At 56.1% G+C, this 21,693-nt stretch carries 21 protein-coding genes and 1 tRNA gene; 9 read left to right on the top strand and 13 right to left on the bottom strand.

The annotated features are described in order from the left end of the window. The first annotated feature begins 65 nt into the window (after positions 1–65). Positions 66–1,886, top strand: a complete 1,821-nt coding sequence (locus AC2TAD_RS09610; RefSeq protein WP_480867373.1) for a M3 family oligoendopeptidase — start codon at positions 66–68, stop codon at positions 1,884–1,886. Here AC2TAD_RS09610 and AC2TAD_RS09605 read toward each other — a convergent pair whose 3' ends face one another. Genes AC2TAD_RS09605 through AC2TAD_RS09595 form a run of 3 tightly spaced genes read right to left on the bottom strand, consistent with a single transcriptional unit; the run spans position 1,887 to position 4,080 of the window. Then, positions 1,887–2,774 (bottom strand): DMT family transporter, encoded by an 888-nt coding sequence (locus tag AC2TAD_RS09605; RefSeq protein ID WP_480867371.1) that lies wholly within the window; start codon positions 2,772–2,774, stop codon positions 1,887–1,889. It abuts the gene before it with no gap. 3 nt (positions 2,775–2,777) lie between these two features. After that, complete coding sequence (locus AC2TAD_RS09600) at positions 2,778–3,047, bottom strand: DksA/TraR family C4-type zinc finger protein (protein WP_480867370.1); 270 nt, start codon at positions 3,045–3,047, stop codon at positions 2,778–2,780. 58 nt (positions 3,048–3,105) lie between these two features. Continuing rightward, positions 3,106–4,080: a Gfo/Idh/MocA family protein gene (locus AC2TAD_RS09595; RefSeq protein ID WP_480867368.1), complete on the bottom strand. Its 975-nt coding sequence runs from the start codon at positions 4,078–4,080 to the stop codon at positions 3,106–3,108. 140 nt (positions 4,081–4,220) lie between these two features. Here AC2TAD_RS09595 and AC2TAD_RS09590 point away from each other — a divergent pair, with 140 nt between their 5' ends. Continuing rightward, the gene (locus AC2TAD_RS09590) at positions 4,221–5,402 is read left to right on the top strand and encodes a dipeptidase (RefSeq protein WP_480867367.1); all 1,182 of its coding nucleotides are present in this window, start codon (positions 4,221–4,223) and stop codon (positions 5,400–5,402) included. Between the two features lie 45 nt (positions 5,403–5,447). Here AC2TAD_RS09590 and rpoH read toward each other — a convergent pair whose 3' ends face one another. Together rpoH and AC2TAD_RS09580 are read right to left on the bottom strand one after the other, a co-directional pair. Then, the gene (rpoH, locus tag AC2TAD_RS09585) at positions 5,448–6,344 is read right to left on the bottom strand and encodes an RNA polymerase sigma factor RpoH (protein ID WP_170750687.1); all 897 of its coding nucleotides are present in this window, start codon (positions 6,342–6,344) and stop codon (positions 5,448–5,450) included. Between the two features lie 146 nt (positions 6,345–6,490). After that, the gene (locus AC2TAD_RS09580; RefSeq protein ID WP_480867365.1) at positions 6,491–7,525 is read right to left on the bottom strand and encodes an RluA family pseudouridine synthase; all 1,035 of its coding nucleotides are present in this window, start codon (positions 7,523–7,525) and stop codon (positions 6,491–6,493) included. On the opposite strand from AC2TAD_RS09580, the gene AC2TAD_RS09575 reads away from it, so the two are divergent. Next, positions 7,524–7,826, top strand: coding sequence for a DUF6476 family protein (locus AC2TAD_RS09575; protein WP_170352830.1), 303 nt, complete (start codon positions 7,524–7,526; stop codon positions 7,824–7,826). The genes AC2TAD_RS09580 and AC2TAD_RS09575 overlap by 2 nt on opposite strands. A 7-nt stretch (positions 7,827–7,833) precedes the next feature. On the opposite strand, the gene AC2TAD_RS09570 is transcribed toward AC2TAD_RS09575, so the two are convergent. From AC2TAD_RS09570 to AC2TAD_RS09545, 6 genes are all read right to left on the bottom strand, one after another. Next, positions 7,834–8,817, bottom strand: a complete 984-nt coding sequence (locus AC2TAD_RS09570; RefSeq protein WP_480867363.1) for a hypothetical protein — start codon at positions 8,815–8,817, stop codon at positions 7,834–7,836. Between the two features lie 31 nt (positions 8,818–8,848). Further along, the gene (locus AC2TAD_RS09565; protein WP_480867362.1) at positions 8,849–9,847 is read right to left on the bottom strand and encodes a glycosyltransferase family 2 protein; all 999 of its coding nucleotides are present in this window, start codon (positions 9,845–9,847) and stop codon (positions 8,849–8,851) included. Positions 9,848–9,951: 104 nt separating this feature from the next. After that, positions 9,952–11,958, bottom strand: coding sequence for a tetratricopeptide repeat protein (locus tag AC2TAD_RS09560; RefSeq protein WP_480867361.1), 2,007 nt, complete (start codon positions 11,956–11,958; stop codon positions 9,952–9,954). Further along, the gene (locus AC2TAD_RS09555; protein ID WP_480867359.1) at positions 11,955–12,896 is read right to left on the bottom strand and encodes a hypothetical protein; all 942 of its coding nucleotides are present in this window, start codon (positions 12,894–12,896) and stop codon (positions 11,955–11,957) included. Before AC2TAD_RS09555 ends, AC2TAD_RS09560 begins: the two co-directional genes overlap by 4 nt. Before the next feature lie 5 nt (positions 12,897–12,901). Beyond that, the gene (locus AC2TAD_RS09550) at positions 12,902–13,885 is read right to left on the bottom strand and encodes a glycosyltransferase family 2 protein (protein WP_170750677.1); all 984 of its coding nucleotides are present in this window, start codon (positions 13,883–13,885) and stop codon (positions 12,902–12,904) included. A 151-nt stretch (positions 13,886–14,036) separates the two neighbouring features. Next, positions 14,037–14,123 (bottom strand) — tRNA-Leu (locus AC2TAD_RS09545). A 146-nt stretch (positions 14,124–14,269) separates the two neighbouring features. Between AC2TAD_RS09545 and AC2TAD_RS09540 the strand changes: the two genes are divergently transcribed. After that, positions 14,270–14,929 carry a DsbA family oxidoreductase gene (locus AC2TAD_RS09540; protein ID WP_480867358.1) on the top strand — a complete coding sequence of 220 codons (660 nt, stop codon included), beginning with the start codon at positions 14,270–14,272 and terminating at the stop codon, positions 14,927–14,929. Between the two features lie 39 nt (positions 14,930–14,968). Further along, complete coding sequence (gene lipB / locus AC2TAD_RS09535; protein ID WP_480867357.1) at positions 14,969–15,631, top strand: lipoyl(octanoyl) transferase LipB; 663 nt, start codon at positions 14,969–14,971, stop codon at positions 15,629–15,631. Positions 15,632–15,969: 338 nt separating this feature from the next. Here lipB and AC2TAD_RS09530 read toward each other — a convergent pair whose 3' ends face one another. Then, on the bottom strand, positions 15,970–16,392 hold the full coding sequence (locus AC2TAD_RS09530; RefSeq protein ID WP_480867355.1) for an HIT family protein: 423 nt from the start codon (positions 16,390–16,392) through the stop codon (positions 15,970–15,972). A gap of 288 nt (positions 16,393–16,680) precedes the next feature. Here AC2TAD_RS09530 and ctaD point away from each other — a divergent pair, with 288 nt between their 5' ends. The 3 genes from ctaD to AC2TAD_RS09515 all read left to right on the top strand — a co-directional run bounded on the left by ctaD (position 16,681) and on the right by AC2TAD_RS09515 (position 19,616). Then, entirely contained in the window at positions 16,681–18,339 is a 1,659-nt protein-coding gene (ctaD, locus tag AC2TAD_RS09525; protein ID WP_170352822.1) for a cytochrome c oxidase subunit I, read from the top strand. A 141-nt stretch (positions 18,340–18,480) separates the two neighbouring features. Beyond that, on the top strand, positions 18,481–19,080 hold the full coding sequence (locus AC2TAD_RS09520) for a DsbA family protein (protein ID WP_480867354.1): 600 nt from the start codon (positions 18,481–18,483) through the stop codon (positions 19,078–19,080). Between the two features lie 44 nt (positions 19,081–19,124). Then, complete coding sequence (locus AC2TAD_RS09515; RefSeq protein WP_170352820.1) at positions 19,125–19,616, top strand: DUF2244 domain-containing protein; 492 nt, start codon at positions 19,125–19,127, stop codon at positions 19,614–19,616. A gap of 24 nt (positions 19,617–19,640) precedes the next feature. Here AC2TAD_RS09515 and AC2TAD_RS09510 read toward each other — a convergent pair whose 3' ends face one another. After that, positions 19,641–20,126, bottom strand: coding sequence for a GatB/YqeY domain-containing protein (locus AC2TAD_RS09510; RefSeq protein ID WP_170352819.1), 486 nt, complete (start codon positions 20,124–20,126; stop codon positions 19,641–19,643). A 183-nt stretch (positions 20,127–20,309) separates the two neighbouring features. Between AC2TAD_RS09510 and carA the strand changes: the two genes are divergently transcribed. Continuing rightward, a complete protein-coding gene (carA, locus tag AC2TAD_RS09505) occupies positions 20,310–21,476 on the top strand; it encodes a glutamine-hydrolyzing carbamoyl-phosphate synthase small subunit (RefSeq protein WP_480867352.1) in 1,167 nt (388 codons plus the stop codon). Positions 21,477–21,693: the final 217 nt, after the last annotated feature.

Below are 21,693 nucleotides of genomic sequence, written 5' to 3'. Positions count from 1 at the left end.
CCCCGCTTGTGATCCCTGCCCGGCACGCCTAGATGTTGGCGAAAGCTGTTATTTCGAGGTGATCCATGCGCGACCTTCCCTTCCCCGTCCGTGACGCAAACGCAGTCGGCGGGTCCGACAATCTTGGCAACCTACCGGAATGGGACCTGACGGATCTGTACAGCTCGGAAGAGGCGCCGGAACTGTCGCGCGATCTGGACTGGCTGGAAGGCGAATGTGCGTCCTTTGCCGCAGACTACGAGGGCAAGCTGGCCGATCTGGATGCCGATGGCCTTCTGCAATGCGTCCTGCGTAACGAAAAGATCAACGCCATTGCCGGGCGGATCATGTCCTTCGCCGGTCTGCGGTACTACCAGCTGACCACCGATGCGGACCGCGCCAAGTTCCTGTCGGATATGCAGGAAAAGATTACCATCTTCACAACGCCGCTGGTGTTCTTCACGCTTGAGATCAATCGTATCGACGATGATGCGCTGAAAGCCCGGTTCGACGCCAATGCGGATCTGGGACGGTATGAACCCGTATTCCGCCGCATCCGCGCGATGAAGCCCTATCAACTTTCTGATGAGTTGGAGAAGTTCCTGCACGATCTGGGTGTTGTCGGCGATGCATGGGAACGTCTGTTTGACGAAACCATCGCCGGCCTGACCTTTGACATCGAAGGCGAAGAGCTGAACATCGAAGGCACCCTGAACCTGCTGACCGAGCAGGACCGGAGCAAACGCGAAACCGCTGCTCGGGAATTGGCGCGGGTGTTTCAGGACAACGTCAAAACCTTTGCCCGTGTTCACAACACACAGGCCAAAGAGAAAGAAATCGTAGACCGCTGGCGCAATATGCCAACCGCTCAAACCGGTCGCCACCTGTCAAACGACGTGGAACCCGAAGTGGTTGAGGCTCTGCGCGAAGCCGTCGTCGCCGCCTATCCTAAACTGAGTCACCGCTACTACGAGCTCAAGCGCAAATGGCTGGGGCTGGACGTGATGCAGGTCTGGGACCGCAACGCGCCCTTGCCGATGGAAGACACACGCATCGTCGGTTGGGACGAGGCCGAAAAGACCGTAATGGATGCCTATAACGCGTTTGACCCGCGCATGGGCGATATCGCCGCCCCCTTCTTCAGCAAAGGCTGGATTGATGCCGCGGTGAAGCCGGGCAAGGCACCGGGTGCATTTGCCCACCCGACCGTCACCGACGTGCACCCCTACGTGATGCTCAACTATCTGGGCAAACCGCGCGACGTGATGACCCTGGCGCACGAGCTGGGTCATGGTGTCCACCAAGTACTGGCCGCCGGTCAGGGCGAGATGCTGTCCTCTACCCCGCTGACACTGGCCGAAACGGCCTCGGTCTTTGGTGAGATGTTGACCTTCCGCAAGATGCTGGATCAGTCCGAAACCCCCGAACAGCGCAAAGTGCTATTGGCGGGCAAGGTCGAGGACATGATCAACACGGTCGTCCGCCAGATTGCGTTCTATGATTTCGAATGCAAACTCCACGCCGCCCGCCGCGAAGGTGAGTTAACGCCCGACGACATCAACTCCCTGTGGATGAGCGTTCAGGCCGAAAGCCTTGGCCCCGCGTTCGAATTCATGGACGGGTACGAGACCTTCTGGGCCTATATCCCACACTTCGTCCACTCGCCCTTCTACGTCTACGCCTACGCGTTTGGCGATGGCTTGGTGAACGCCCTCTATTCCGTTTACGCAAGCGGGTCCGATGGGTTCGAGGACAAGTATTTCGACATGCTGCGCGCCGGTGGTTCGATGCACCACAAGGAACTGCTGGCCCCGTTCGGGTTGGACGCGAGCGACCCCAAGTTCTGGGATAAGGGCCTGTCGATGATCTCGGGCTTTATCGACGAATTGGAAGCGATGGAGGGCTGATCATTTCTGGTTTTTGGTGGTCAGAAACACGGCCAGCACGATCAGCACACCCCCAAGGGTCGCAATCGGCGTGATTGCGGCCCCCAGAAACAGCGCCGAATTGACAAAGGTGAACACGACCGAGGCCGCAAACATCAAGGTTGCGGTCAAGGTCGAAACCCGCGCAGCAGCCTCGTACCACAGGTAATAGGCGCAGGCGGTCGGCAGCACGCCCAGCAGGATCAGGAACACGACGTCATTCACCGTTGGAACCTGCATCGAAAACGCGGCAAGCGGCAGCAGAAGAACCCCGGAACACAAGAAGATGCCGAACAGGAAGTTCAGCCGCTCTCCGGTCGATTTCGAATTGCGCATAGCCCGACTGCTTGAGATCAGGAAGACCGCCCAGCTTAGCCCGGCTCCGATTTCAAGAAGATCCCCGAATAGGGGCTCTCCACCTCCTTGCAAGTCCCGGAAAACGGTCAGAAAAACGCCCAGAATTGCCAAAACTGTGGCCAGAACATCGGTTCGCGTGACCGGTGTATCCGCAAAGAAATAAAGGAAAACCAGCACGAAAAAGGGCGCTGTGTTCTCCAAAACCATCGCATTGGCCGCGCCGGTATGTTCAAGCCCGATGTGGAACAGGATATAGTTCACAACGGTCGACAATACGGCCAGACGGAAATTCCAGTCACTCAACCGGATCGAGGCGGAAACCCGCATCAGACGCAACATGCAATAAATCGCCAACGCCGCGATGAACAGGCGCGAGACCGCGATTTGCAACCCGCCCAGATCGCTGATCAGATAGCGCACGATTACGCTATGCGCACCCCACAAGAACGCAGCCAGGAATCCAAGAACCAATCCATTCTGCAACAGTGGCTGTTTTGGCATGGGCTCAGGCATGGACTATTTCAACTGACTGTCCTTGGACCCGCGCCGATTGATCCCGGACCGCGCTTTGAACGCACCGTCCCTATCCTGCTGGCAATCCAGACAGAGTTTCACCCCCGGCAAGGCAAGTCTGCGTTTCTCGGGGATCGGCTCTTCGCATTCTGCGCAATGGGTCAGGCTTTCGCCCTGGTGGCGCTTTTGCGCCTGCATCCGGGCCAGTTCGTCGGATATCGACGCCTCGATCTGTTCACTTACCGCGCCGTCACGCGCCCAGCCGCCAGCCATTGGTCGCCTCCTGTTTGGGTGGCGACCAGATTAAGTCACGGGGCCCATGTGTGGCAAGTCAGAGCGGCAATGCACCTTCAAACACGCTGTCAATCACCTCTTGCGTCCCTCGTGAAAACTCAAGTGAGCAAAGATAATCCGCCCCTTCACGCACTGAACGACAGAATGCCTCGACCTGCAGTTTATAGTGATCATCACCGGGGAACCGTATGACCTGAACCTCAAGCCCCGGACGATGCAGTTCGACGCGTGCTTCGCCAAAGACTCGCGCGTTGAACGGTGTCGTCAGTCGGATAACGCCGCCCTCGCCGTGAAAGACCATCTCTTGATGGGGATGCATACGGATCGAAACGTAACTGGAATATGTAAAATCAGGGAACTGAGCACGAATTTCGGTGAAGGCATCAATACCGTTCTCCCACCGGATTGCAGATTGTACCGACACCGGTTCCTGCCCGGTAGCGAACCGTGCGCTGCCAATCACATAGACACCAATGTCGCGCAGCCCTCCGCCACCGGTTTCCGCACGATTGCGGATGTTTTCGGTTTCTGCACGATTGTCAAAACTGAACGCCCCCGTCACATGCACGAGCTTACCAATCGCGCCATCTGCGATCAGCTTGCGCGCGAACTGCCACTGTGGATGATGCACGATCATATAAGCCTCGGCCGCCAGCAACCCGGTTTCATCCCGTTTAGCAATCAAGGCGTCAAACTCATGTGCCTGCATGGTCATCGGTTTTTCGCACAACACATGTTTGCCAGCGTCCAGCGCCTTCAAAGACCAATCTACATGCATGTGGTTCGGCAATGGAATATAAACCGCCTCGATCTGCGGATCAGCCAGCATCGCATCATAACTGTCGTAAACGGTCAGGTCCGGGCAAAACGCCTGAAAAGGTTCGGCCTTTTCCGGGCTGGACGTCGCCAATCCGGCAAACCGCGCCCCGTCCGCTGCATGAATGGCCGGTGCCATGAACCGACGCGCGAAATTCGCGGCGCCCAGTACACCCCATTGAACAGGTTTTTGCATTGATCCCTCCCACATTCTCGCAACATCGTTATCGCTAACGGCAAAATCTCTGCTGTTCTAGCAACGTCTGGACGCGAAGTCAGGCTTTTATCTGCTTCAAACGAACGTAAGCTGACATCGCATACTGAAAGGAACCGGGAATGCGCAGATTTCTTAAATGGGTCGGCGGGCTGACAGGAACAGCAATGGCCGCTGGCTTGTTGATTTTCTTTGTTTTTTTGCCACCCTATATCGAAGGCAAACGCAACAACGTCATCGACCACGCGCCGTACCCAGTGACAGATTCAGCCGCCGCTTTACACGAAACTTTGATCGTAGGCGACCTGCACGCTGACCCTTTGCTATGGAGTCGCGACCTGACCGAACGCGGTACGCGAGGACAGGTGGACATCCCCCGACTGATCGAAGGAAACGTCGCCCTGCAGGTCTTCACCGCGGTCACGAAATCCCCTGCTGGTCAGAACTATGAGGCCAACTCGGCCGATGCGTTCGACAATATCACCCTCCTGGCGATCGGGCAGCTTTGGCCGCTTCGAACCTGGGACAGCCTCATGCAGCGCGCAGTCTATCAAGCTGAAAAGCTGCATCAGTTCGAGGCGGCCTCGGATGGAAAGCTGAAAGTTGTCAAATCCCGTAGTGACCTAGAGGACGTGCTGGCCGCTCGTGCGAGCGGCCAAGCCGTTGTTGGGGGTATCCTCGGCATCGAAGGGGCCCACGCGCTTGAGGGGGATTTGACAAATCTGGATACCCTGTTTGACGCCGGACATCGGGTGTTTGGCCTTCAGCACTTCTTTGACAATGAATTGGGCGCATCTTTGCACGGACAGGCGAACACCGGACTGACGGAATTCGGTCGCGACGTTGTTGCCCAATTGGCCGAAATGCCCGTCGTCATCGACCTTGCCCATTCCAGCCCTCTGGTCGCACGGGATGTGATCGCGATGACGGACGTTCCACTGATAGTCAGCCATGGCGGGCTACACGGCTTCTGCGCCGTCAAACGGAACTTTCCCGATGATCTGATGCAAGAGATCGCGGCCACCGGAGGCGTAATAGGCATGGGATACTGGGCCGACGTAACCTGCGGAGATATCACCCCTGCAGGCGTGGCCAAGATGATCAAGGCGGCAGTCGATACTGTTGGGGAAGATCACGTCTCGCTTGGGTCGGATTACGACGGGTCGGTCGAGACCGCGTTTGACACATCTGAACTTGCGGCGCTGACCTCGGGCCTGTTGAGCGAAGGTCTGACCGAGGCGCAAATCCGCAAGGTTATGGGCGAGAACATGGTTCGCGTGTTTCGCCAGCAGTTGACCCAATAAAAAAAGCCCGCCGAGACAGGCGGGCTTTTAATCACACCGGCCTGATTACATCTGGCCCAGCATTCCCTTCTCACGCGCGAGATCGCGCATTTTCTTTTGCAGCTTTTCGAACGCTCGTACTTCGATCTGACGAATGCGTTCGCGGCTGACGTTATACTGCGTGCTCAGTTCTTCCAGCGTCACAGGCTGATCCATCAGGCGGCGCTGAGTCAGAATGTCCTTCTCGCGGTCGTTCAGAACCTCCAGCGCGGCCGCCAGCAGTTCACGCCGAGCGTCCAGCTCGTCGCGCGCCTCATAGTCGCCTGCCTGATCAGCGTCTTCATCCTCAAGCCAGTCCTGCCACTGCATGGTGCCTTCGCCTTCGGAACCGACGGTCGCGTTAAGCGAGGCATCGCCACCGGACATCCGGCGGTTCATGCTGATGACTTCTTCTTCGGTCACACCAAGATCATTGGCGATCTGAGCGACATTCTCGGGGCGCAAGTCACCCTCTTCCAACGCGCCGATACGCGCCTTGGCCTTGCGCAGGTTGAAAAACAGCTTTTTCTGCGCCGAGGTCGTGCCCAGTTTCACCAGCGACCAAGACCGCAAGATGTATTCCTGAATCGAGGCGCGAATCCACCACATCGCATAGGTCGCCAGACGGAACCCTTTTTCCGGGTCGAACCGTTTGACGGCCTGCATCAGGCCGACATTGGCCTCGGAAATCACCTCGGCCTGCGGCAGACCATAGCCGCGATAGCCCATGGCGATCTTGGCCGCCAGACGCAGGTGCGACGTGACCATTTTATGAGCCGATTCAGTATCTTGCTCTTCAACCCAGCGCTTGGCGAGCATGTACTCTTCTTCTGGCTCAAGCAGGGGAAACTTGCGAATTTCCTGCATATAGCGGTTCAGTCCGCCTTCCGGCGTCGGCGCGGGGAGATTTGCGTAATTTGCCATAATTCATGTCCCTCCGACAAATGTTTAAGTTGTTAACATAGGATATGGGAGGTCATCCCCATCCGTTCAAGAGGTACCGTTAACAGTTTGGGATTAACGATTGATAAAGGAAAGATAAGAACGTGTTACTCACAAGTGTTTGCGCATTATGACAATGGCTTGCGCAGCTGTTCAATCAGATTTTCCATATCGGCGGGCAGATCCGCTTCAAACCGCAGGTTTTCGCCCGAAACCGGGTGTTCGAAACCCAAAACAGCGGCGTGCAGCGCTTGACGTGGGAATGCACGAACAAGCTCTGCGGTTTCCATGCTGAACGCCTTAGCGGCCAGTTTTCGCTTACCACCATAGACCGGATCGCCAACCAGACCGTGGCCCGCATGGGCCATGTGCACGCGAATCTGGTGCGTACGACCCGTTTCCAACCAGCACTCAATCAACGCCAAACCCGCCGGAGTGCCAAAAGTTTCAACCAGCCGCGCCCGCGTCACCGCATGGCGGCCTCCGTGGAACAGCACGGCCTGTTTCTGACGGTCGGTTTTGTGTCGCGCCAGTTGCGTGGTCAGACGCATGACATTGCCGGGCTCAAAACTCACGCCCTTTACGCCACGCAAGCGCGGGTCGTTTGCGTCGGGTACACCGTAACACACCGCACGATAATAACGCTCGACGCTGTGGGCTTCGAACTGGGTCGCCAACCCATGATGTGCAGCATCCGATTTAGCAACAACCAGCAAGCCGCTGGTTTCCTTATCTATCCGGTGTACGATCCCCGGGCGCTTTACCCCGCCGACACCGGACAAGTCATCGCCACAATGATGCAGCAGCGCATTGACCAAAGTTCCGCTGGGCGATCCCGGGGCCGGATGCACCACCATGCCTGCGGGCTTGTTCACAACAATCAAATCGGCGTCTTCGTAAACGACATCCAGCGGGATATCCTCGGGGCCGATATGGCTGTCTTCGGCTTCGGCTACTGTGATCAACACAACCGCCTCGGCGGACACCTTGGCCTTGGGGTCGCGCACCTCGGACCCGTTGATCAGGACAGCGCCCTCTTCGATCAATTTGCCCAAACGGGTGCGAGACAGGTTTTCCTCGGGTGGAACATCACGCGAAAGCGCCTTATCAAGACGAGGCGGCGGATCGTCCGCGATGTGAAATTCAATCTGGCGAGTGCCCATGACTGTCCCTTCCGAACCTCAAGAACCGCTGGAAACGCCGCAGATTCGACTGCTGCGGCGGATGGTCATGCTGCTGACCGCGGTGATGATTGGCGGCGTTCTAGTGACATTCGCACTGATTGTCATCCGGCTAACGGACAGAACCCCCACCCTTCCTGACGAGATCGCCTTGCCCGATGGTGCCAAGGCCCAAGCTTTGACAATCGGCAGCAACTGGTACGCCGTCGTTACAAATGACAACCGCATTCTGATTTTTGACAAGACGACCGGACGCCAGCGTCAGGAAATCAAGCTAGATTAGGTCGCGATCAGCTCTCCAGCGCCATTCGAAAGACGATTTCGGACGCTTTGCTGAACGCCTGATATTCCTGCGGAGTGTCCCGGCGGAACTCAAGTTCGCTCGCGTTGAGCTGTTTCGGCGCGAACACCTGCGACGCATCCGGAAAGAACTCCTGCTGAAACGCAACATCCTGCTTTGACATAAGGGTATCCAACCATTCCCGTTCGTCCGGCTCCAAAACGTCGTGGCGGCGCACCATAACGGGGTCTTCGGATATCAATCGTCTGAGCTGGCGACTTTTCTTGCGCCCCAGCGCCCGCGTGACGACCCCAAAGGCTTCGCTGGCGGCGCGCGATTGCGACGGGTTGGATGGTGACCCTGTAACATATCCTTCTGGCAATGGCGTTCCAATCCGCGACAGAAAATCGTCCACGACATGGCCATTGGTCATCTGTTCGCGCTCATACACCGAGGGAACAATCGTCACGCCAGAAAACGCCTTTCGGATTTGCTCAACCCGTGACGTGAAGCTAAAGGCTGCAGGGTCCGCTTCAATTCGGGACAATTGGGAACGGATGTAATCAGTACCGACAACGGGTAAGCGTCCGTTCTTGGCGCGTTGTTTGTAATCGGCCTCAAAAAAATCCGAGTACCGACGGCAGTAAAATGCAATTCGCAGGGCGCGCGCCGGAATTTCCGCAAAGACCTGCGCCAGCTTCTCGAAATCGCAGGAATAGAACATCTCAGATGACACAACACAGGTTTGCCCTGAATGCGCATCAAATTCCGAGGTCATCCCTGCCCGGAAAGGATCCATTGGCTGATCGCTTTGGTTCATGTGGAACGCGATGATGTTATGGCTGATCGCAAGTCGAGGATTACCGTCCAGCCTGCGTCGGCCGGTTTCCATGTAACGCAAGCCGATCTGATCAAGAACGGGCTGGTTGCCGCGCAAGAACCCCTGCAGCGCTGTTGTTCCGGTCTTGGGCATACCCAAATGCAGCCACAGCATCATATGTCTCCGACGTCAGGATACAACTGCATCACGAGGCAGTATTCTCGGCCGAAACAGACGTCATTTGCTGCATCAACTCTTGCATTTCAGGCTGCTCGCGTAGCTGCGCGATCTGCTGCCTGTGGAGATCACAAGACATGTGGTGCAATCGCGCGATTTCCGGGTCAGCCAGCATCTCGTAATACAGCGCGCGCTTACACTCCAGAACAGCGTCAATGGATGTGCAGGTCGTCGCGTTCTGGTTCATCATGTTCCAATATTCCAGACCCAGACTCTCGCCCAAGTGGTGCGCCCGTCCGCGCATCTTTTTGACCAGATAACTTTCACAGGATTTAAGGGCATAATGGTTGAGTTGAACATATTCATACCCAACCGACGCGCGTGTCGACCGCCAGCTTTTGTCATAGTAATGCTCGGGCATTTTCTGGCCAGAACCGTTGTACCAGTGACACTCTTCCATCGTTTCGACGGTCGCGCGTTTCGGCCGGTGGACGCCCAGCGCGTCCCATAGCCCGCGCTGGAACATCGTCTTGAAGCCCCATGCCTGTGGCGGGCGAATAATCCTTTCGGGCGCGGCTTTGCGGAACTGGTCGGATAGGAACCGATCCTCATATCGGACAATTCCCGCATTTCCGAACAACCGCCACGTCATCGAAATCGTTTTGGCATCCGGAATAGCCTGTGTCAGCGCACGCAGAGTGTTGTCGCCCGTCTTGACGTTGATATGTTCATCCGCGTCGATCACGATCACCCAGTCCTGCGGGCGCGCAATCTCCATCTTAAGAAACGCGTTATAAGCGCGCTTTTGCGGGCTTGTCCGGCGACGAGAGTTGTTGTCGACATGGGTCACCACACCCATCTCATCAAGCCTCTGTAACAAAGCATCTGTACCGTCGGTGCAATCATTGGTCATCACGACCATCTGATCAACGCCAATCGCCCGATTATGCGCCACCCATTCCAGCACGAAGGGCCCCTCGTTTTTCATGGGGGTGATGCTGATAAACCGTGATTTTTCGTCGCTCATTCCTGGGTGCCCCAATCGCCCTGTCGATACCTTGTTCTGGCTGAACATATCATTTTTGATCTTTCAAACTTCCTACGTTCAATTCCGAATGTAACCAAGCAAAATCAAGATGCTCCTCCTCCTGCGCGCTGCAGTTGGTTGGAAAAGCGTTGATATGTCGGACACAAGTCTTTCGCAGCCCGCAAATAAAGCCGGGCCGCTTTCCTGTCGCCCCTTTGCAGAAGAATGCGCCCGGCTTCGCCCTGAATAGCTGCCGTGTTCTTGTCCATGCCCGCGGCTTGAATAATCTGCTTGTGCCCCTGTTCTGTTGCACCAATCCGTTGAAGGCAGCGCCCCATCGCAAAGACAAGAAATGGGTTACCTGGATCACAAGCTAGTGCATCTGCCATTGCGAGACGTGCGTTGGTCGCGTCTCCTTCGGCTTCAAAGAGCCCGGCCAGTCGTTTGTGATACAAAGGGTTCTCGGGCGCTTCGGCAACAACGCGACGCATCAAGTCGACCGCTTTGGTTGCCGTGATTTCCCCTGTATGCACGCTCAGCACGGTTTGAAAGCTCTGCACTCGGACATCTGTGTTCGGAAAATCCGTCATGCGGGCAAGACCATCCACAAGGCGCTGCAACCGCGGTGTGCTGCTGAACAATCTACGGGCTTTCTGGTCCAGCGACAAATCCCACCAGTCCATAAGCAGAAAATCGAAGTTACATGGCAGCCGTACAAGGACTTTTCGTTGTGCAACGTGAGCGTTGAAGTTGAACCATGGCCTGCGAATAACCTTCTGCAACTCCCAATCGGTCGGAGGGAACAGCCGAAGTGAAATGTGATCCCGATACACCACCCTCGACCCAAACACCAAAACGTCGGGCCGGATCGGCTTTGCCCAAAATCCCTGGCTGAACGCTTGCGCCGCCTGCCAGCGCTTGCGTTTTTCGCCCAACGCAGCAGCCTTAAGAGCGCACAGAACGGCATGGTCTTCAGGCCACACATTTGGATCCTGCAAGACAGCGTCCACAAGCCCTAAAGCGGCATCCCACTGTCCTTGGTAGAACAGGTTCAGGGCCTGCAAAAGCGGTAGGAATGCGTTATCGGCGCCTGCGTGTAACAGCTTATCACCCAAGCTGGACGCCTCTTCGGTACGATCTTCGGCATTCAGGCGATTAAAGTGGAATAACACTTTGGAATAGATATGCGCCGCCTCGGACGGGTTCAAAAACTTATCCAAGGGGCCGTTCAATCGGGTGATCGCAGCCTCATAGGCTTCGGATATCTCGTCCTCGGTCAGGACGTCGCGAAACACTTTGCGCTGTCGCCCTGAAATGCGCGCGGCCGCCATTGAGAAGGCGCTGATTACGGGTGCGACCACCTGATCTGCGCGCGACATCGTGTAAAGCTCTAGAAAGTCGCGCTGTGCCCGTGTCATGCCCGAGACGTCCGCGATATCCGACATTTGCAACAGGTTCGGAAACCGCCTTTGAAACCGCGTGATCAGTTCTGGCTGGTCCGAGAACATGATCGCCCCACGACCAGCCGCTTTTTCAAGATGCGCCTCGTAGAACTCCTCAGGTTCGATCTTGGCAGGCCAGGTCGTGTGCTTCCACGGTAGGCCATTCAGGATATCACCACGCCGGATATGATAGGCTGAAACCCCCTGCCCCGATAACCGCTCATCTGCGCGGTTCATAATCAAACGGAGTTCATCCGTGAAGCCAATCCGGTGAATGAAGTCACGATAGCGAGGGCGGATCGCTTCGATATCCTCCCACGGGAAGGCGAGCACCTCAAACCCTTCTTCCACAAGCACCGAGCGGCCTGCGTCGAGATGCGCGATCAACTTGTCCGGGGTTGCATCGCCTTGAAATGCCCAGATCGGTTTGGCGTCTTTGCTCAGCGCGTCAAAGTCGTCGGCGTTTGCAAAATGAACATCCATCCATTCTTGCGTGAACAGCTCGTGCGGGTAGTCCAACTCTGGCGCGTCCGCCCCCTGCGGGAACCAGTTGACACGGTAGTCGGTACCATAATCCTCGGCCAGGCGGATACAGGTCAGCATCATCAGTAAGCGCGCACCCATACGGTCGCGGCGCTGACCGATGAAGACACCACGCGCAGCGCTCATGATGCGTCGTCTGCCGCAGCCATTGCAGCCCGGCGCAACCTGCGAAACCGCTGACGCGCTTGCCGAACCAACATGTCATGACGGTCGCCTGCCATACCCTCGATGCCCCGCATAAACATCGGAAGCCTGCGACGCGCGCGCATCATCTTGTAAAAAGCCGCGGGCTCTAACGATCCATCCATCGCCCCCAGCATAACAGGTTTCAGGATGTCCAGCTTGCGCAACATCGGCGCGGCAAAATGGTTTGAAAACCAGGTTTTTAATAGAAAAACATTGGCGCCCTGCAGCCGTTCGACCTGCCGTCGGTCAAGGTCAAAGAACGGATCATAGAAAACGTAAGCCCGACCTGCATTTACCACCGTTTGCGCAGCATCCCCCAGTGGCAAATCCCAATCCTGAACCTGACCAAACCGGTATCGGGTTTCCCAAGGCACAAGACGTTCATCCAACGAGGTCTGAGGATTGAAGGCAATAACCGTCGCACCGGGTACCAGTGCGGAAAAGGTCAGCGCCCCGAACCCGCCCATTGACGCCCCGGCAAATACAACCTTGTCGAACCTGTCAAAGAACCCCTCGGCCGCCCTACCCTGAAAATATGAGATGATTTCAGGATCGCGGTACCACGCCTTAGAGCGCGCAAAGACACCCATATGCGACCACCCTTCATCCCGGAAGAACTTCCAACCCCAGGGTTCGCGCGCAAAAGACAGGTCGTTGGCGTTAGCGATATTGTCAAAGCTGATCACCAGTTGTGACGCCGAACGTTGGTGAAACAAGATCGAATGACGGTCGAGTTTCTGCAAGAACCCCGTTCCGTCGCCACCCGGGTAAAGCTCGACAAACCACGGTGGCGGCGGATCTGTAAGGATCCGCTCGTACCCCGTCTTACGCTCGGGACGCTCGGGTTGAAGCTGTTCTTTTGAAAGATCGTCCGCCATGGCTATCAGATCAGGTTCTCAGCCAGCCAGCCGCGAAACTCGACCCAGTCGGGGCGCAGCTTGATTTCCGCGATCTTGGCCCGATGCCAGTCGCAGGCCTGTTGGTGCAGCCTGTTCAATTCAGGATCCGCTTTCAGTTGTTCAAGAACCGGAGCAGCCTTGCGAGCGGCAGGCAGGATCGATTGGTCGACCTCTTTATTGGCATTCATGTCCGTCCAATAGGATTGCCCTTGGTCCACGCGGATATGGTTGGTTCTTCCCCGATCACGCTTGATCAGGAACCCGTCCAAAGACCGAACCGAATAATGGTGCAAACGCCCAAGCGAATGGTCAAACCCCCGCCAGGCCCGCCACCCCACCTTATCTGCTGGAAACAGTTTGCCGCCAGCATCCGACCACGCAATGTCGGCCGCGGCTTCGTCTTCGAATCCTTTTGGGCGGTGCGGCCCGAAACGCGTGAATTTTCCATTGTTTCGAAACAGGGTTTTCAAGCCATACGCCCGACCCGAATGGTACGGATAAGGCTGATCTGCCATCGAGAACGCCTCGGTCACCGGTTTATCTTCGAAACTGATATTGCCTGAACTGCCGAATAGCTTCCAGGCAAACGAAATAGCATCGACAGGCTGACCAGCCCGGTCCTCAACTTCGGCGATCAAAGCCCCGAATCCATTGTCACCGCATCTGATGTTCCAGAACTCGTCCACGTCGAGGCATAACAGCCAATCAGCCTCTTTGACTTTGGGTTGCCGCCGTGCACGTCGCAACATCTGATGCTGAGGGTTACCGCCTTCTTTCACCTCGTTGGGAACGTGTGTGGCAATGCCCAGATCCTCAAGCCTGCGCGCGATGTCGTCCGTGCCATCTTCACAGGCGTTGGTGAAGATCACAAAGTGTTCCACCCCAAGGGATTTATGGAAGGCCACCCACTCTAACATATAGGGGCCTTCGTTTTTCATAGTCGTGAAGACGGTAATGGCCTGAGACATCTGCACCTTTCCCGAATGGTCTTGCCTCCGACTCATACACATCCCTAACCGCACGGGCGAGACAGGAAATAGAGGTTTGCACAGTCCGGTCCGAACTGGTGCATCTCTACACAAGATTTCCTTAAGAAACGACTGACATCTGAGTGGGAGATGGTGCGGTCGAGAAGACTCGAACTTCCACGGGTGTTACCCCACAGCGACCTCAACGCTGCGCGTCTACCAATTCCGCCACGACCGCACTGTATGTGACTTGGTAGAGGGGCGTATAGACGGTGCGGAACGGGATGTGAAGACTCAAAAACACGCCGGATTGAATTCCTTTTTTCTGCTCATATCTGTACCGGTGAATTCTTTGCTTACCGCCCTGAACAGGAGCCCTCCGACATGACCACACCAGACCCACGCCCCGTCATTCAGGTGGATATCGTATCAGATGTGGTCTGCCCCTGGTGCATCGTGGGATTTCGGCAATTGGACATCGCGTTGCAACAGGAAAACGTTCTGGCACGCCTCCAGTGGCACCCGTTCGAATTAAACCCGAATATGCCACCCGAGGGCCAAAACCTGCGGGAGCACATAACCGAGAAATACGGCTCGACGGCGGAACAAAGCCAACAGGCCCGCGAGCGCTTGGTTCAAATCGGCGGCGAACTTGGCTTTACCTTTAACTTCAACGACGACAGCCGGATCGTTAACACATTCGCAGCTCACCAACTCTTGGGTTGGGCTGAGTCACAGGGCAAACAACACCCGCTGAAACTAACGCTGTTCAAAACTTATTTCACGGATGGCCTGGATGTATCAGACACCGAGGTACTGCTGAATGCGGTGCAAGCTGCAGGGTTGGATCGTGACGCAGCACAGGCAGCGCTTGAATCGGGTGCGCATGTAGAGCCGGTACGCGAAAAGCAGCAGTTTTGGACCAGCCGTGGAATCTCGGGCGTGCCATCCATGGTCTTTGGGGGCAAATACTTGCTAACAGGCGCTCAGGGCTCCGAGACCTATTCCCAAGTCCTACAGCGGTGCCTGACCGAGGCCGCCTGACCTCTTTTCAACGCTTCGTCTGCGGGGTATGAGGCCCTCATGGAATGGAAGATCACAGACGGTTTGACCGACTATGACGAGGCTTTGTCCTTTATGGAAAAGCGCGTTGCGGCTATCGCAGCCGGCGACGCGGATGAGTGTATCTGGCTTCTGGAACACCCGCCGCTTTACACGGCTGGCACCTCGGCCAAAGCAAGTGATCTGACCGATCCCGACCGGTTCCCTGTCTACGAGGCAAAGCGGGGCGGCGAATATACCTATCATGGCCCTGGCCAACGGGTTGCTTATGTGATGCTTGACCTGAACAAGCGCGGCAAGGACGTGCGGCGCTTTGTAAAGCAGCTTGAGGAATGGGTTATCGCGTCCTTGGCCGAGTTTAATGTCACCGGGGAAATCCGAGACGGGCGTGTTGGTGTCTGGGTGCGTCGGGATGACAAACCGCTGACCCCGACTGGTCAACCTGCCGAAGATAAGGTTGCCGCCATTGGGTTGCGCCTGCGCAAATGGGTTAGCTTTCACGGTATTTCGATTAACGTCGAACCCGACCTCGAACACTTCTCAGGCATCGTTCCCTGCGGCATCAGTGAACACGGCGTCACCTCGCTGGTCGATCTAGGGCTGCCCGTTACAACGGCTGACGTGGACATTGCGCTGCAAAAAACCTTTGCTCGCGTGTTCGAGACGATCGCGCCAATCCCATAGAGACGCGAATCGCGCAACACTCGGGAAGATCACGAACAATTCGTTTTGTGACAGCGTCACTGTTTCCAAAAGAGGTTTGATCTTTAGGGCGTAGCCCGGTGCAAAAGCTAAAATTTACCCAAAAACCACTCAAATGAATACACGAGACCGTTTCAAGAGTAAGATGTATTCACCGTTCTAGAGTGAGTGGTGTGTTAACCGGTCAGCACCGGAAGCCCCCAGTGCATCGGAAAAGTTCTTGGTAACGAGTCTGCCGTTCCGACCCCAAATCGGAACGGCAATTCTATTCCAGCGACGGTTTTGTTCTACGGTCAGACGCTTGCAGTTGCTCGGTCGATTTATTGACCCAATGCGGCTTTGATCTTTTCGGCATGCTGAGCGATCAGATCGAAATCCCCCATTTTTCCCGGCGCACGCAACGGCAAGGCTTCGTGACGTGGCAGAACGTGGAAATGCAGGTGAAAGACTTCCTGCCCTCCGGCGGCTTCGTTGAACTGCTGTACGGTGACGCCATCAGCCTCAAATGCGTTCATCACAGCTTTCGATAGCTTTTGAACTGTTGCGATGACTGCCGCCAGCTGCTGAGGCGTCGCGTCAAGAAGATTGCGGCACGGAGTTTTTGGGATCACCAGCAAATGCCCGTCAGACCGAGGCATAATATCCATGAACGCCAAACTCTCGTCATCCTCGTACACACGTGTCGAAGGGATTTCCCCACGCAAGATCTTGGCGAAGATGTTGTCGGTATCGTAAGCGGTCATGTTTGTTCTCCAAGCGCGATATCGACACCAGTTCTGCTGTGCGCCCCAGCGCGGGTCAAGCGACGAATTGAAACCCAAGGCCGAGCCCTTGAAAATCCTGACGTGATACCCAGCTAACAGCTGATTTTGGTCGAAAGTAAGTGAGTGGCCCCGCGACCCGCGACAATTATTCTTGATCCAGATCAAACTCGACCATTGAAGGCGCCCCATTCGCAATCTAAAACCAGCAGGAATCCCGCGCGTCGGAGACTTTCGGCTGCGCGGTAGAATTGTAACAGGAGGCACCTAATGGCAGACGCAGCCATTCATGGTCATGATCATGAAGACGAGCGCAGCTTTTTCCAGCGCTGGTTCATGTCGACCAACCACAAGGATATCGGGATTCTTTACCTGATCTTCTCGGCTTTGGCCGGTTTGATTTCGGTTTTGATGACTGTCTATATGCGGCTCGAGCTGATGCACCCCGGTGTGCAGTACATGTGCCTCGAAGGGTTCATGGCTGATCCGTGTACCCCGAATGGTCACCTGTGGAACGTGATGATCACCTACCATGGTGTTCTGATGATGTTCTTCGTAGTCATCCCGGCCCTGTTCGGCGGATTTGGCAACTATTTCATGCCGTTGCAGATCGGCGCGCCTGATATGGCGTTCCCGCGGATGAACAACCTGTCCTTCTGGCTGTACGTCGCTGGTACGTCGCTGGGTGTGGCTTCGCTGCTCAGCCCCGGTGGTAACGATCAGCTCGGTTCGGGTGTTGGCTGGGTTCTCTACCCGCCGCTGTCCACGACCGAGGGCGGCATGTCCATGGACCTTGCGATCTTTGCCGTACACGTATCGGGCGCCTCCTCGATCCTCGGCGCGATCAACATGATCACCACCTTCCTGAACATGCGTGCCCCGGGCATGACACTGTTCAAGGTGCCGCTGTTCAGCTGGTCGATCTTCGTCACCTCGTGGCTGATTCTGTTGTCCCTGCCGGTTCTGGCAGGCGCGATCACCATGCTGCTGATGGACCGCAACTTTGGCTTCACCTTCTTTGATCCGGCCGGTGGCGGCGATCCGATCCTGTATCAGCACATTCTGTGGTTCTTCGGCCACCCGGAAGTGTATATCGTGATCCTGCCCGGTTTCGGCATCATCAGCCACGTGATTGCGACCTTCGCACGCAAACCGATCTTCGGCTATCTGCCGATGGTCTGGGCGATTATCGCGATCGGTGTTCTAGGCTTTGTCGTGTGGGCGCACCACATGTACACCGTCGGCATGTCGCTGCGTCAGCAGGCCTACTTCATGTTGGCCACGATGGTCATCGCGGTTCCGACAGGCGTTAAGGTCTTCTCGTGGATTGCGACCATGTGGGGCGGTTCCATCGAGTTCAAGACACCGATGCTGTTCGCGTTTGGCTTCCTGTTCCTGTTCACCGTCGGCGGTGTGACCGGTGTGGTTCTGTCGCAGGCCGGTATCGACCGCGCCTATCACGACACCTACTACGTGGTTGCTCACTTCCACTACGTGATGTCGCTGGGGGCCGTGTTCGCGATCTTTGCAGGCGTGTACTTCTACTTCAGCAAGATGACCGGTCGTCAGTATTCCGAGTTTTGGGGCAAGATCCACTTCTGGATGTTCTTCATCGGCGCTAACCTGACGTTCTTCCCGCAGCACTTCCTGGGTCGTCAGGGCATGCCGCGTCGCTATATCGACTATCCCGAGGCATTCGCCCAGTGGAACTTTGTATCGTCGATTGGTGCGTTCATCTCGTTCGCCTCGTTCCTGCTGTTCTTCGGCATCGTGTTCTACGCCCTGTTCCGTGGCGCTAAGGAAACGCGGAACAACCCGTGGAACGAATATGCGGATACGCTGGAATGGACCCTGCCCACCCCGCCGCCCGAACACACGTTCGAACAGCTGCCGAAGCAGGAAGACTGGGACAAGGGCCACGCCCACTGATCCCATAAAATCTAAAGAAAGCCCCGCCAAATTGGCGGGGCTTTTCATTTTGCATTCCCTTGTTTTCAGAATATTCGCCAGAACCTGCAGGACAGGCTATTCTAGGGGCAACTCCTTATCCAACAGGTCCGGAGGAATCCAATGTCCAAGATTGATTTCTGGTTTTCGATTGGCAGTACATATAGCTTTCTAACCATCATGCGGATGGATGACTGGTGCGTTGAAAACAACACAACAGTCAATTGGCGTCCATTCAATGTACGCGCCATTATGTCCGAACAGAAGAACATCCCGTTCGCCGGGAAACCTGCAAAATCCGCCTATATGTGGCGCGATATCGAGCGTCGTGCAGCCAAGTACCGTTTGCATGCCAACCTGCCCGCGCCCTATCCCGTGTCCGATCTGGCGCTGGCCAATCAGGTTGCGTTGCTGGGAATGCGTGATGGTTGGGGTAAGTCCTTTGCACAGAACATCTACCGTATCTGGTTCGAGGACGGAATCGAAGCTGGCAGCGAAGCCGCAATGACCGAAGCCCTGCACAGATGCCAGCAGGATCCTCGCATCGTTCTGGCCCGTGCGCGCAGTCCGGACATCGTGTCCGCGCTAGAAGTTGAAACGGATCAGGCCCTTCGGCTCGGCATTTTCGGTGCCCCAAGCCTCGTCGTCCGCGGTGAGGTTTTCTGGGGTGATGATCGCCTGGACGACGCTTTGTCATGGGCCCGCGTCGGGCACGTGACCTGAGCATTTTCCGTCGACACCAAAAGCTGCCGCGCTATTTTCGATCTATGCCTTACCAGTGGAATCAAACCTCAAATACCGAACAAGAGCTGCGACTTTGGCCGCATAACTCTTTGCCGCCTCGCTGGGCGATCCGAGTTGTGTTTTCGCTTTTTATATTCGGACTGCTTCCGCTGATGGCTGTGCTTGGTTCAGCGGTGCTGTGGGGCTTGTTGCCGTTCCTATTGGTGACGGTTTTGGGGCTTTGGCTGGCTATTCAGGCGAACTACAGATCTCGCAGTGTGTTCGAAGTATTCACTCTGACGGGAACTCAGGCGCGTCTTGTGCACCACAACCCCCGCACCGGCCAACAGGAATGGGTTTGCAACCGGTATTGGGCCCGGCCAGAGATGCACAAACACGGCGGCCCGGTTCCGAACTACGTAACCCTGACAGGCGACGGTAGAGAAGTGGAAATCGGCGCGTTTCTCTCAGAAGAAGAGCGCATAGCGTTGTACGGTGATCTGACGCAAAAACTGCGCGAACCTGTCGCGCAGTAATTGTTGCTCTTTGCCAGAAAAAGATCAGCAGCCGTTGCTTGATGCCGCACAAAGATGGTCTTTGACCATCGGTCCGACCTTTCCGAAATCCATCTGGCCGGTGTAACGCGTCTTGAGCTCGCCCATCACCTTACCCATGTCCCGGATCGAGCCAGCACCTGTGGTCGTAATGGCCGTCTGAATCGCCTGAGAGACCTCATCATCATCCAACTGCTTGGGTAGGAATTCTTCGATGACTTCAACCTCACGCAGTTCACGTTCAGCCAGGTCTAGCCGCCCACCCTCTTCATAGGCACGGGCGCTTTCCTTGCGCTGCTTGGTCATTTTTCCAAGGATTTCAAGAACCTCGGCATCACCGCAGCCCTTGACCTCTTCGTTGTCCGAAGCGCGCGATGCGATATCGCGGTCCTTGATTGCAGCATTGATCAGCCGCAGCGTCGACAGACGCTCGGCCTCCTTGTCTTTCATTGCTTGCTTCAGGGCAGAGTTCACCCGTGATCGCATATCCATATGATCTGTCCATCCCCATGGAAAAGGAACCCCGACCATATCGAAACAAAAAGCGTGATACAACAGGGGGTGAATATCGCTAAGTTATTGATTTTTATATATAGCCCAAAATTTGAACAGGCTTGACCCAAGCGCTTAACCCTCTTAGGTATGCGCCGGTTTACCTTGCAGGAGAGTCGCGCCATGGCCCAGAACGCCCCGTCCAAGCCCACCGCATGTCTGGCTTTGGCCGACGGAACACTGTTCTACGGGATGGGTTTCGGTGCCACAGGTCAAACCGTGGCTGAGCTGTGCTTTAACACCGCCATGACCGGGTATCAGGAGATTATGACCGACCCATCTTACGCAGGTCAGGTCGTTACCTTCACCTTCCCGCATATCGGCAATGTCGGCGTGAACCCCGAGGATGACGAAACCGGCGATCCTGTCGCCGCTGGCATGGTGGTAAAGTGGGATCCGACCGAACCATCGAACTGGCGTTCGGCGGAAGAGTTGAAGACATGGTTGGCGCGCCGTGGACGCATCGCAATCGGTGGCGTAGATACCCGCCGCCTGACCCGCGCAATCCGGCAGCAAGGCGCCCCTCATGTTGCGTTGGCGCATGATCCCGACGGCAATTTCGATATTGAAGCACTAGTCTCTGCTGCCCGTGGCTTTGCCGGGCTGGAAGGAATGGACCTGGCCAAAGATGTCACCTGCGCCCAAAGCTATCGTTGGGACGAAATGCGTTGGGCTTGGCCCGATGGCTACACACGGCAAGAAGCGCCTGCCCATAAGGTCGTGGCGCTGGATTTTGGTGCCAAGCGCAACATCCTGCGGTGTCTGGCCTCGGCCGGTTGTGACGTGACTGTTTTGCCCGCTACAGCCACTGCTGCCGAAGTACTGGGCCACAATCCTGACGGTGTGTTCCTGTCCAACGGCCCAGGCGACCCGGCAGCGACGGGCGAATATGCTGTACCAATGATCAAAGAGGTTCTGGACACCACAGATCTACCAGTTTTCGGCATATGCCTGGGTCACCAGATGCTGGCCCTCGCACTGGGCGGTGAAACGGTCAAAATGAACCACGGCCACCACGGCGCAAACCACCCGGTCAAGGATTTGGAAACCGGCAAGGTCGAGATTACCTCGATGAACCACGGCTTTGCTGTTGACGCGCAGACACTGCCAGAGGGCGTGGTTGAAACGCATCGCTCGCTGTTCGACGGCTCCAACTGTGGTATCCGCATGACCAACCGGCCTGTCTATTCGGTGCAATACCACCCCGAAGCCTCGCCTGGGCCGCAGGACAGCTTTTACCTGTTCGAGCGCTTCGCCACGGCAATGGCGGACAAAAAAGCGCAGGCATAAGCCTACATTGAACAAGGTTAACCGGTTGTTAACCTTAATAGATGAACCCTGACAACGGTCAAACGTGTCAGGGTTTTTTCATGGTCGTACTGAACCGGCAGCATTTTGCGCGGGCAAGACCGATACCGCCAAAGGTCAGGAAACCCTTGGGCGCCTGCCTGTTGGATCGTGGGTTGATTACCCACAATCAGTTGGAAAAAGCGTAGCACCTTCAGAC

It is taken from the genome of Ruegeria sp. HKCCD7628, assembly GCF_057221005.1.
Note: the sequence above shows the minus strand (reverse complement) of the source record. Positions and strands in the feature narration are given on the sequence as shown.